The sequence below is a fragment of the Streptomyces sp. NPDC023838 genome, from assembly GCF_040639555.1.
Lineage (GTDB): Bacteria > Actinomycetota > Actinomycetes > Streptomycetales > Streptomycetaceae > Streptomyces.
Map to the genome: position 1 here is coordinate 58,812 of NZ_JBFAAD010000021.1, position 11,874 is coordinate 70,685.

The window sequence follows — 11,874 nt, forward strand, 5'->3', positions numbered from 1 at the left end:
TCTTTCGGGGGCGCGGGGAACTGCGCGAGAAGCGCCCACAGCCCGCGGCCGCGCGACGGCGGGCCCCGTCACCCCGGTAGGGCGCTACTTTTCGAACGGGCTCCGAACCGGGAAGTACGCGTCGAGGAACGGCGTGATCAGGTCCTTCTGCTCGTGCACGTCCTGCTCCGTGGAGACGGTGTCGTTGACGCAGAACACCGTCTTGTCGCGGTTGGCGAGCAGCCGGCCGAGCCGGGTCTCCGTCCACGGGTGCGTCAAGTCGAGGTAGGTGTACGGAAGTTCGGAGGGCACCGCGCGCTGCGTGTGGTACGCGTAGTAGTGGTGCAGGGACGACGAGATGGAGATGTCGTCCTCGGAGCGGAACCGGCTCGCCTCGGTGTAGCGGTACTCCGGCTCGAACTCCGTCTCGATCTCGGTGAGCAGGCTGCGGCGCAGCGGGTGCGGCATGTGCTTCATCTTCTGCACGACCACCGCCCCGTACCGCTCCTCGATGAGGCGGCGGTTGTTCTTGCCCGCGGCGGCCACCGGCGGGTCCTCGGGGGTGCGCGCGCCCAGCGGGACGAGGGCGGGCGAGGGGAAGAACTTGGTGAGGCCGCTGGAGAGGAAGAAGTCCTGCGGGGTGACCTCGTTGCCGAGCATCACGTCGTCGTTGAAGTACAGGAAGTGCTCGGCGAGGCCGTCGATGTGGTGGAGCTGGCTCTCGATGGCGTGCGAGTTGAAGGTGGGCAGCAGGCCCGGGTCGCGGAAGATCTCCTTGTGGCTGACGACCTTGATGCCGGGCTGTGTGGTGTCCAGCCAGTCGGGGGTCTGGTCGTCGGTGACGAGGTAGATGTTGCGCACCCACGGCGCGTACATGTGCAGCGAGCGCAGCGAGTAGCGCAGCTCGTCGCGGCTGAGGTAGCGCGCGGCGTTGGCGGCCTCGGCGTGGTAGGTCTCGCCCGCGAACTGGGCGCGGCGGCGCAGCCAGGCCGGGTCGGCGCCGTTCACCCAGGTGTAGACGACGTCGACCGGGAAGGTGATCTCGTCGGTGGGGTGGATGGCGAACTCGGCGCGGGTGCGCACCTGGGCGGCGTCGGGGGCCTCGCGGGGGGCGAGGTGGGTGAAGTACGCCTCGGAGACCTGGGCGGTGGGGCCCTCGGCGGCGAGCGTCTCGGCGAGCTTGCCGACGCGCGGCGGCACCAGCTGCCCGTCCTCCTCGTGCCAGAACTCGACGTCGCAGCCGTAGCGGTTGCCGAGGATGAGGCGGTGCGTGGCGTCCGTGCGGTACCAGGTGACCCTGACGGTCCCGGCGGTCTTGAACCGGCGCCAGGTGCCGTCCTCGTACCCCGGCAGGGAGGTCTCGGGGACCGGGTTGTTGCCCTTGACGTGGGTGACGTAGCCGGGCTGGTCGCCGCAGAGCGCCTCCAGCACCTTCAGCACGGCCGTGCGGTCGTCCTCGCGGACGGCGACGGCGGCGGCGGTCTCCGAGCGGCCGCGTACGCAGAAGTGGTCGAGGCCGGCCGCGTGCAGGGCGCGCAGCACGGCGTCGAGGTTGGCGCGGCGGGCCTGGAGCGGGGTCACGCCGGGGGTGACGAGGGCGACCTTGGGGTCCTTGCCGACGTGCACGACCGCGCGGTCGGGGCCGGAGGCGAGGGTCTGGTAGCGCTTGGTGACGCGGGCGGCCCGCATCTTCTCGGCGACGGCGGCGCCGCCGGCGATGCGCATCTTGACGCGGCGGCGCATGTCGGCGTCGACCTGCGAGACGATCGCCTTGCGGACGCTCTCGGGCACGGCCCGCCGGTAGACCCCCAGCAGTCTCGGTGCCTCGGGATTACGCACGGGGGGCTACTCCTTGACGTTCGTGGGACATCGTACGTTTGCTGAACGTGTCCAGTATGCCGCCGCCGCCGTGGGGCCCGGACGCGGGGTTTTCCCCCACCCCGCCCCTTCCCGCTGTGACATTGCGCGGCTCCGCCGCGGGGCCTCCGGCGGTCGTCGTCCGGCTGCGGACCGTGGTGGGTTGCTCGCTCCCCCCAAGTTCTCGGCTTCGCTCGAACAGGGGGGACACCCATCGCGGCGGAGCCGCACATGTCACAGCCCCGCGCCCCTGTAGGGGCGCGGGGAACTGCGCGGCCAGCCACAGACGGCCCGCAGCCGACCGACGAGCGGCCTCAGCCCACTAGAACGGCTTGAACTCGTCGTACTCCTGCTGCGCCTCGTCGCGCTCGGCATCCCGGTCGCGGCGACGCTGCGCGGCAGGCCGCGGCGCCTCCAGACGGTGGTCCTCGCCACGGCGGCCCAGCATCTCCGCCCCCGCCATCATCGTCGGCTCCCAGTCGAAGACGACCGCGTTCTCCTCGGGGCCGATGGCCACCGCGTCGCCCGCGCGGGCACCGGCCTTCATCAGCTGGTCCTCGACGCCGAGGCGGCTGAGGCGGTCGGCGAGGTAGCCGACGGCCTCGTCGTTGTTGAAGTCGGTCTGGCGGATCCAGCGCTCCGGCTTCTCGCCGCGCACCCGGTAGACCTCGGCCGCCTCGTCGTAGGTGACGGTGAAGCCCGCGTCGTCGACCGCCTTGGGGCGGATCACGATGCGCGTGGCCTCCTCGACGGGCTTCGCGGCACGCGCCTCGGCCACGATCTTCGCCAGCGCGAAGGAGAGCTCCTTCAGACCGGTGCGGGCGACCGCCGAGACCTCGAAGACCTGGTAGCCGCGCTGCTCCAGGTCGCCGCGGATCATGTCCGCGAGCTCCTGGCCGTCCGGGATGTCGATCTTGTTGAGGACGACGATACGGGGCCGGTCGTCGAGGCCGCCGTACTGCTTCAGCTCGTCCTCGATGACGTCGAGGTCGGAGACCGGGTCACGGTCGGACTCCAGCGTGGCGGTGTCCAGGACGTGCACGAGCACCGAGCAGCGCTCGACGTGCCGCAGGAACTCCAGGCCCAGGCCCTTGCCCTGGCTGGCGCCGGGGATGAGGCCCGGCACGTCCGCGATGGTGTAGACGGTCGAGCCCGCGGTGACCACGCCGAGGTTGGGGACCAGCGTGGTGAACGGGTAGTCCGCGATCTTCGGCTTGGCGGCGGACAGGACGGAGATCAGGGAGGACTTGCCCGCGCTCGGGTAGCCCACCAGGGCCACGTCCGCGACGGTCTTGAGCTCCATGACCACGTCACGGGCCTCGCCGGGCTCGCCGAGCAGCGCGAAGCCGGGGGCCTTGCGCCGGGCAGAGGCGAGCGCCGCGTTGCCGAGGCCGCCGCGGCCGCCCTGGCCCGCGACGAAGGTGGTGCCCTGGCCGACCAGGTCGGCGAGTACGTTGCCGTCCTTGTCGAGGACGACCGTGCCGTCCGGGACCGGCAGGACCAGGTCCTGGCCGTCCTTGCCGGAGCGGTTGTCACCCGCGCCGGGCTGGCCGTTGGTGGCCTTGCGGTGCGGGCTGTGGTGGTAGTCGAGGAGCGTGGTCACCGACTGGTCGACGACCAGGATGACGTCGCCGCCACGGCCGCCGTTGCCGCCGTCAGGGCCGCCGAGCGGCTTGAACTTCTCCCGGTGCACGGAGGCGCAGCCGTGGCCTCCGTTACCCGCGGCGACGTGCAGCTCGACGCGGTCCACGAAGGTGGTCATGGGCTTGCCTCCTGGGGGTCCCCCCGGCCGAAGGCTGGGGGAGTACGAATGTCTGTGTAATGCCGTGTTTCATTAGAAACACGCGAAAGGCGGACCCGCTTCCCGTACGGGCTCCGTACGGGAAGTGAGGTCCGCCTCAGCGAAAGAACCGGTCAGGCGACCGGAACGATGTTCACGACCTTGCGGCCACGGTGGGTGCCGAACTGCACCGCGCCGGCCTGCAGGGCGAACAGCGTGTCGTCGCCACCGCGGCCGACACCGGCGCCCGGGTGGAAGTGGGTGCCACGCTGGCGGACCAGGATCTCACCGGCGTTGACGGTCTGACCGCCGAAGCGCTTCACACCGAGCCGCTGAGCGTTGGAGTCGCGACCGTTCCGGGTGGACGATGCGCCCTTCTTGTGTGCCATGTCTCCTCAGTCCCTTACTTCGCAGCCGCGGGGATGCCGGTGACCTTGATCGCCGTGTACTGCTGGCGGTGGCCCTGGCGACGGCGGTAACCGGTCTTGTTCTTGTACCGAAGGATGTCGATCTTGGCACCCTTGTGGTGGTCCACGACCTCGGCCGTGACCTTGATGCCGGCCAGCACCCACGGGTCGCTGGTCACAGCGTCGCCGTCGACAACGAGCAGGGTCGAGAGCTCGACCGTGTCGCCAACCTTGGCAGTGGAAATCTTGTCAACCTCAACGATGTCGCCGACAGCAACCTTGTGCTGGCGACCACCGCTGCGCACGATGGCGTACACGCGGATCTCTCTCTCACTCGGGACGGAACCCCTGAAGCCAGCCGCGTCACACGGGCGAGCCCGTGATGATCCGGAATGGACGAGCGGCCTCTCCCCGCTACCGCGAACGGTGGCCGGGAGGGAGGTGCTCAGGGGCGGGCGCGCATGGAAACACGCCGAGGGTCAAGGTTACGGGCCGCTTTCCCAGGGGTCAAACCAGCGATCATCGGGCCTGTGGGCAGTCACCCTCCGGGCCCGTGGGCGATCACCCCCGGGCACGCGAGCCGGTCACCCTCCGGGCACGTGAGCCAGTCACCCCCGGGCACGTGAGCCAGTCGCCCCCGGGCCCCTGGGCCGGTTACCAGAGGTCACTGATTCAATAATCACTCGTGCACCTGCGTTCGCTGCTCTCCATGCCCCGCATGCTCCGCCACGGCTCGACCGTGGGCGCGGACCTGCCGCCCGACGAGGCCGTCACGCTCGACGCCCCGGACGGCCCCATGGGCGACGCGCTCGCCGCCGTGCACGCGGGCGACCGGGGCCCGGCCGCCGCCCTGCTCGCCGGGACCCGCGAGCGGGCCGAGTGGGAGCGCCGCAGCAGCTACGTCAGCCAGCTCGCCGCGGCCGCCCTGCACAGCCCCGGCTGGCTGGACGACTGGCTCGCCGAGTCGCCCGAGGACCCCGACGCCGTCCTGGTCAAGGCCGAGCTCTGCGTCCACCAGGCGTGGGAGATACGCAGCGCGGCGCGCGCCAGGGACGTGGCGCCCGAGCAGTTCCAGGCGTTCTTCGCGCTGCTCCAGGACGCCGTCCCGGTGGCCTCGGCGGCCGCGCGGCTCAACCCCACCGACCCGGTGCCCTGGCAGATCGCGCTCACCCACGCCCGGGGCAGCCAGGCCTCGCGCGAGGTGTTCGACGCGTACTGGGCGGAGGCCGTCGCCCGCTCCCCGCACCACTACGGCTGCCACGCGGCGGCCCTGCAGTACCTCTCCGAGAAGTGGTACGGCTCGCACGGCGAGATGTTCGCCTTCGCCGAGCGGGCCGCCGAGAGCGCGCTGCCCGGCTCCAAGCTGCACGCGCTGCCGCTGCTCGCGGCCGTCGAGTACGTGGTGGTCTCCGACGACCCGCGCCACAGCCCCGTCGAGCGGGCCAGGATCGACGCGGCCGTCGAGCGCGGCCTGGAGCTGTCCACCTGGTACGAGCCGGGCGACCCGGACGCGGCGGACTTCCGCAACCACCTCGTCCTGATGCTGATCCTGCACGAGCGGTGGGCCGAGGCGCTGGACGTGTTCCGGGCGATCGGGGTGCGGGCGCGGACGTATCCGTGGGCGTACCTGGGCGAGCCGCGCACCGAGTTCGTGGAGCTGCGCTCCGGGGTGCGGATGCAACTGGCTTCGCGCACGCCGCTGTTCTCCCGGCCCGGGCGGCCGGGCGGCCCGGACGCGGGCCCCGGCCCGGCCCCGGCCCTGGAGGCCGGGGGCTCCGGGCAGCCGCGCACGCTCGCGATAGCCGCGGCCGCGCCGCACGAGGTCGCCGAGGCCGCGCTGATGTGCGGCGTCTCCCTGCGGATCGCGCCCGCGCGGCCGGACATGAGTTACGTGGAGCTCGTCCCGGACCCCTCGCCCGGGCGGCGCGCGGCGCTGGCCCGCGACGACCGGCTGACGGCGGCAGCCAACAGCTTCACCACGGGCGAGAAGTGGCCCGCGCTCGTCCTGCGGCGCAGCGGGCCCCGGTACGGGCTCACGCTCCTGCAGAAGGGCAAGGAGACCGCGGCCCACCAGTGGGACCCCGCGGCCCCCGTCACCGACCACGCGGAGGCGTCCGCGACCGCGCAGGCCCTGGCGGCGGCGTTCTCGGTCCGCGACGCCCGGCCGCTGGTGGCGCTGCTGCGGGGCGCGGACTCCCCCGCCCGCCGCCAGGCCGGCCTGGTGGCCGCGCTCGGCCTGCCGCCGCTGCCGCCCGGCTTCGGCGAGCACGACGAGGTGCTGCGGACCGTCCCGGGCGCCCAACTCCTGGCCCGCCGGGGCGTGTTGCGCGGCATCCGCGACTCCCTCTCCACGGACCTGGGCACCCCGGCGATCCCGGTACCGCGCAGCCGCCGCTGGTGGCGCCTGCGCATCGCGGCCCTCACGGTGCTGGTCCCGACGTCCGCGTACGCCTGGACAACCCCGGACTGCTACCGCGCGACGATGCCGACGCTGGCGTCGTTGTTCCTGGCGAGCCAGTTGCGCACGGCGTGGAGGGGCAGGGGTTGAGCCCGGGGTTCACCTGCGGGCCAGTGGGGGCCGGCCGCGCCCACGGCCCGCACGTCCAGGGGTTAGGGGCGCGGGGAACTGCGCGACCAGCCCCCACCCACCCGCAGACAAACCGAAGGCCCTCCCCCGGCAGATCCGGGGAAGGGCCTTCGGTGTCGCGGCGTACCGACCGGCGTACCGGCCGTCCTACCTACCGCGCTCAGCTCTCCGAAGAGACCGGGTCGGCGGCCGTCTTCTTGGCCGCCTTCTTCGCCGTCGTCTTCTTAGCCGCGGTCTTCTTGGCCGCCGTCTTCTTGGCGACCGCCTTCTTCGCGGTGGTGGCCTTCTTGGCCGTCTTGCGGGCCGCCTTCTTGGCCGGGGCCGCCTCCTCTTCCGCGACGGGCTCGGCCGCGACGGGCTCGGCTGCGACCGGCTCGGCCGCAGTCGGCTCGGCCGCCGTGGCGGTCTCCACCACGACCACCGCCGCCTCCTGCGCACCCGACGGCGAACCAGCCGGAGCCGTGGCCTTGCGGGTCGCCCGGCGACGGGCCCGCGGCGGGGCGGCGACGGGCGCCTCCTCGACGGCGGGCTCGGCCACCTCGGGCTCGGCCACCACGGGCGCGGGCTCGGCGACCGGCTCCGCCACCACGACCGGCTCGGCCACGACGACCTCGGCCGGGGCCTCGGTGGCGGGCGGGCCCGCCGGGGCGGACGCCTTGCGGGTGGCCCGGCGACGGGTCCGGCCGCGCGGCGCCTCGTCCTCGATGAAGGACGCCACCGTCACCGGCTCCGCCGCGACCGGCTCGGCCTCGGTGACCGGCTCGGCGCCCCGCTTCGGCGCACCGGCCGGAGCCGACGCCTTACGGGTCGCCCGGCGCCGCGACCGGCTGCCACGCGCCGCGGCCTCCGCCTCGGCGGCGCTGCTGTAGAGCTCCTCGTCCGGGACGAACTCCGGCTCGGCGAGCGCGACGGGGGCCGCGACCTCGGCCGCCACCTCCGCCTCGGTCTCGACGACCTCGGTGTCCAGGGCCTCCTGCTCGTGCACCTCGTGCTCGTGCACCTCGTGGTCGTGCTCGGCACCGCCCCGGCCGCGCTTCTTGGAGCGCTTGCCGTTGCCGCCGCCACCGGTACCGGTCGGCTGCTCCATGTGCACGATCACGCCGCGCCCGTTGCAGTGGACGCAGGTCTCGGAGAACGACTCCAACAGGCCCTGGCCGACCCGCTTGCGGGTCATCTGGACCAGGCCCAGCGAGGTGACCTCCGCGACCTGGTGCTTCGTACGGTCACGACCCAGGCACTCCAGCAGTCGCCGCAGCACCAGGTCCCGGTTGGACTCCAGGACCATGTCGATGAAGTCGATGACGACGATGCCGCCCAGGTCGCGCAGCCGCAGCTGGCGCACGATCTCCTCGGCCGCTTCGAGGTTGTTCCTCGTCACGGTCTCTTCGAGGTTGCCGCCCTGGCCGGTGAACTTGCCGGTGTTGACGTCGACGACGATCATCGCCTCGGTCTTGTCGATCACCAGCGAGCCGCCGGACGGCAGCCAGACCTTGCGGTCCAGCGCCTTCATCAGCTGCTCGTCGATCCGGTACGTCGCGAAGACGTCGACCTCGGAGGTCCACCGGGAGAGGCGGTCCGCCAGGTCGGGCGCCACGTGCGAGACGTAGCCGTGGATGGTCTCCCAGGCCTCGTCGCCGCTGACGATGACCTTGGTGAAGTCCTCGTTGAAGATGTCGCGCACGACGCGGACGGTCATGTCCGGCTCGCCGTACAGCAGGCTCGGCGAGCTCGTCGAGATCTGCTTGGCCTTCTTGGAGATCTCCTCCCACTGGGCCTGCAGGCGCTCGACGTCACGGCGCAGCTCGTCCTCGCTCGCGCCCTCGGCGGCGGTGCGCACGATGACGCCCGCGTCCTCGGGGACGATCTTCTTGAGGATGGTCTTCAGCCGCGCCCGCTCGGTGTCCGGGAGCTTGCGGCTGATGCCGGTCATCGAGCCCTCGGGCACGTACACGAGGTAGCGGCCGGGCAGCGAGACCTGGCTGGTCAGACGGGCGCCCTTGTGGCCGATCGGGTCCTTGGTGACCTGCACCAGGACCGACTGGCCGGACTTGAGCGCGGCCTCGATGCGGCGCGGCCCGTTGGCCATGCCCAGCGCCTCGAAGTTGACCTCACCGGCGTACAGGACGGCGTTGCGGCCCTTGCCGATGTCGACGAAGGCGGCCTCCATCGACGGCAGCACGTTCTGGACCTTGCCCAGGTAGACGTTGCCGACGTACGAGGTGGCCTCCTCCTTGTTGACGTAGTGCTCGACGAGCACGTTGTCTTCCAGGACGCCGATCTGGGTGCGCTCGCCGCTCTGGCGGACGACCATCACGCGCTCGACGGCCTCGCGGCGCGCCAGGAACTCCGCCTCCGTGATGATCGGCACCCGGCGGCGGCCCTGCTCGCGGCCCTCGCGGCGGCGCTGCTTCTTCGCCTCCAGACGGGTCGAGCCCTTGATGGACTGCACCTCGTCGGACGGCTCGGCCTTCTCGCGGGCCGGGCGCGGCTCGCGGACCTTGACGACCGTACGCTCCGGGTCGTCCGCACCCGTACCGGCCTCGTGGTCGCCCCCGTCGCCGCTGCGACGACGGCGCCGGCGACGCCGGCGGCTGCTGCTGGTGCCGGCGGCGGACGGGGTGTCGTCGGACTCCTCGTCCTCGTCCTCGAACGCCTCGGCCTCCGCCTCGGCGGACTCCTCCGACTCGCTCTCCTCCGACTCGGCGGACTCGCCCCGGCGACGGCGGCGGCCACCGCGGCGGCGACGGCGCGAGGGACGGTCGTCCTCGTGCTCCTCGGCCTCGGCGCCCTCCGGCTCCTCCTCGGCGGGCTCTTCCTCGTCGGCCTCCTCGGCCACAGGGGCCTGCGGCTCGGGCGCGGCCTCGGCGCTCTCGCCGCGACGGCGGCGGCGACGGCGCGAGCCGCCCTGCGGCTCGGCCTGCTCGACCACCGGCTCGGCCGGGGTCTCCTCGAGCTCCTCCTCGTCCGCCACCTCGGTGGCCGCCTGGGCGGCGGCCGCGGCGGCGGTCTCGGGGGTCTGGAACATCGGCTCGTGGAAGACCGGCGCCTGGAAGACGGCGACGGCGGGGCGGGTGGCCCGGCGGCGGGAGCGGCCGGTCTCCGCCTTCACCGGCTCGGCCTCGGCCGCCTCGGGCGCCTTCACGGCCTCCTTGGCGGGCTCCTCGACGGCGGCCGGGGTGAACTGCGGCGCGGTCGCCTTACGGGTGGCGCGGCGACGGGTGCGCCCACGGGGCGCCTCGTCCTCGGCGGCCTCGGCGGCGGGCTCCTCGACGGGCTCGGCGGCCTCGACGGGCTCGGCGGCGGCCACGACGACCTCGGCCTCCTCGGCGGCCTTGGGCGCACCGGCCGGAGCCGTCGCCTTACGGGTCGCACGGCGACGGGTGCGCGCCGGACCGGCGGGCTCCTCAGCCTCGGTCTCGGCGGCGGCCACGACAGCGGCCTCCTCGGCCGGGGAGGCGACCGGGTCCTCGGCGGCGACGGCCGGCGGCGCGCCGAGGGCGCCCGGGGCCTCCTCGACGACGGGGGCACCGGCGGGCGCGGTGGCCTTACGGGTGGCACGGCGGCGGGTGCGCGCCGGAGCGGCGGGCTCCTCAGCCTCGGTCTCGGCGGCGGCGGGCTCGGCGGCGGCCGGGGCCTCGACGGGCTCGGCGGCGGCCACGACGACCTCGGCCTCCTCGGCGGCCTTGGGCGCACCGGCCGGAGCCGTCGCCTTACGGGTCGCACGGCGACGGGTGCGCGCCGGAGCGGCGGGCTCCTCGGCCTCGACCTCGACGGCGGGCTCCTCGGCGGGCTCGGCAGCGGCCGGGGCCTCGACGACCTCGACGGCCTCGGGCGCACCAGCCGGAGCGGTCACCTTACGGGTGGCGCGACGGCGCGGGCGCGCCGGAGCGGCCTCGTCGGCGGCGGGGGTCTCGGCCGGGGCCTCGGCGGCGGCCGGAGTCTCCTCGGCGGCAGCGGCGGGCGCACCGGCCGGAGCGGTCGCCTTACGGGTCGCACGGCGGCGCGCCGGACGCGCCGGAGCGGCTTCCTCGGCGGCGGGGGTCTCGGCCGGGGCCTCGGTGGCCGCGGCTGCGGTCTCGGGCGCGTCGGCGCCCGCGGCTCCCGGCGGACCGGCGGGCCGCGACGCCGCACGGCGCCTGCGGCGCGGCGGCAGCGTGTCGCTGGGGCTGTTGTTGTCGTCCCCGGTCACGCCGGGTTCGTTCTTCTCGTTCTCAAGCATGCGGGCGTAGCTCCCGTCACGCTCCCGGGCGCCGCGCCTGGTTCCGGTCCGGCGGCACGTCCGCGTGATGTGCGCGGGTGCCGCCGTCCGGGGCGCGGGCGCCGCACGGGAGCTGATATGTCCGGCTCGCCGGTTCCGTACGCGATGTACGTACGGCCTGGCGAAAGTCTCCTGGTCAGTGCGCGGCCCGACCCAGGTGGCTCCCGAGTACCAGGGCTGCGCTACAACGACTGCCCTTACGCGGCGGGACCTTCCGGCGCCGTCGCAGAAGCGGTCCCGGCGGCCTTGGGTGGAGCGGCCGGGGCTGCCTCGCGGTCGGGCGCGAGCGGGTCGGTCACCGTGCCGGACTCCTCGTCGAAGAGCCCCTGCGCCAGCCTGGTCACCGCTGCGGGGACCGGCGGCGCCAGGTCGGCCACAGCTCGGAGACCGGACAGGACGTCGTCGGGTCGCACGGCAGGTGTCAGGTGCCGTACCACCAGGCGCAGTATCGCACAGGGGGTGTCCACCGGCCTATCGGCCTGTGGAGGAAGCGCCTGGAGTCCGGCCACCGCGCCGCGCGTGTCGAAGGTGCGCACGCCGTTCTTGGTCTTGCGCTGGACCTCGACGGTCTCGGCGGCGAGGAAGGCCTCGACGGCCTTCTCGGCGTCCTCGACGGCGACGCCCTCAAGGCGCATCTCCCAGATGGAGGCCGTCAGCCGGTCGGCGAGGCCCGAGGTGCGGGCCTCCACGGCGTCGGTGATGTCGAGCCCGGTGGGCAGCGACTCGTCGAGCAGCGCGAGCAGCGTCGCCGGGTCGCGGTGCTCGGTGAGCGCGATCTCCAGGTACTCGGCCTCGGAGCCGGTGCCGGTGGGGGCCGCGTTCGCGTAGGACACCTTGGGGTGGGGGGTGAAGCCGGCCGAGTACGCCATGGGCACCTCGGCGCGGCGCAGCGCGCGCTCGAAGGCGCGCTGGAAGTCGCGGTGGCTGGTGAACCGGAGGCGGCCGCGCTTGGTGTAGCGCAGTCGGATGCGCTGCACCGCAGGTGCGGGCGGCGGGCCTTCGGGCT

The 11,874-nt window shown here is 73.7% G+C and carries 7 protein-coding genes; 1 reads left to right on the forward strand and 6 read right to left on the reverse strand.

Annotation, left to right across the window (positions count from 1 at the left end; all coding sequences use genetic code 11):
• Positions 1-84: 84 nt before the first annotated feature.
• The 4 genes from AB0G17_RS24210 to rplU all read right to left on the reverse strand — a co-directional run bounded on the left by AB0G17_RS24210 (position 85) and on the right by rplU (position 4,340).
• Positions 85-1,818: a stealth family protein gene (locus AB0G17_RS24210; RefSeq protein WP_361386468.1), complete on the reverse strand. Its 1,734-nt coding sequence runs from the start codon at positions 1,816-1,818 to the stop codon at positions 85-87.
• 340 nt (positions 1,819-2,158) lie between these two features.
• Positions 2,159-3,598, reverse strand: coding sequence for a GTPase ObgE (gene obgE, locus AB0G17_RS24215; RefSeq protein ID WP_361386471.1), 1,440 nt, complete (start codon positions 3,596-3,598; stop codon positions 2,159-2,161).
• A gap of 152 nt (positions 3,599-3,750) precedes the next feature.
• Positions 3,751-4,005 carry a 50S ribosomal protein L27 gene (gene rpmA, locus AB0G17_RS24220; protein ID WP_049715810.1) on the reverse strand — a complete coding sequence of 85 codons (255 nt, stop codon included), beginning with the start codon at positions 4,003-4,005 and terminating at the stop codon, positions 3,751-3,753.
• A gap of 14 nt (positions 4,006-4,019) precedes the next feature.
• A complete protein-coding gene (gene rplU, locus AB0G17_RS24225; RefSeq protein WP_015033583.1) occupies positions 4,020-4,340 on the reverse strand; it encodes a 50S ribosomal protein L21 in 321 nt (106 codons plus the stop codon).
• Positions 4,341-4,732: 392 nt separating this feature from the next.
• Between rplU and AB0G17_RS24230 the strand changes: the two genes are divergently transcribed.
• Positions 4,733-6,571: a hypothetical protein gene (locus tag AB0G17_RS24230; RefSeq protein ID WP_361386474.1), complete on the forward strand. Its 1,839-nt coding sequence runs from the start codon at positions 4,733-4,735 to the stop codon at positions 6,569-6,571.
• Between the two features lie 199 nt (positions 6,572-6,770).
• Here the strand turns inward: AB0G17_RS24230 and AB0G17_RS24235 are convergent, their stop codons facing one another.
• Positions 6,771-10,829 carry an Rne/Rng family ribonuclease gene (locus AB0G17_RS24235; RefSeq protein WP_361386477.1) on the reverse strand — a complete coding sequence of 1,353 codons (4,059 nt, stop codon included), beginning with the start codon at positions 10,827-10,829 and terminating at the stop codon, positions 6,771-6,773.
• A 236-nt stretch (positions 10,830-11,065) separates the two neighbouring features.
• Positions 11,066-11,845, reverse strand: a complete 780-nt coding sequence (locus tag AB0G17_RS24240; protein WP_361386480.1) for a TIGR03936 family radical SAM-associated protein — start codon at positions 11,843-11,845, stop codon at positions 11,066-11,068.
• Positions 11,846-11,874: the final 29 nt, after the last annotated feature.

Coding starts and splice junctions, on each gene's coding strand:
- obgE (WP_361386471.1), bottom strand. CDS start 3,598: ATGACCACCTTCGTGGACCGCGTCGAGCTGCACGTCGCCGCGGGTAAC.
- rpmA (WP_049715810.1), bottom strand. CDS start 4,005: ATGGCACACAAGAAGGGCGCATCGTCCACCCGGAACGGTCGCGACTCC.
- AB0G17_RS24230 (WP_361386474.1), top strand. CDS start 4,733: ATGCCCCGCATGCTCCGCCACGGCTCGACCGTGGGCGCGGACCTGCCG.
- AB0G17_RS24235 (WP_361386477.1), bottom strand. CDS start 10,829: ATGCTTGAGAACGAGAAGAACGAACCCGGCGTGACCGGGGACGACAAC.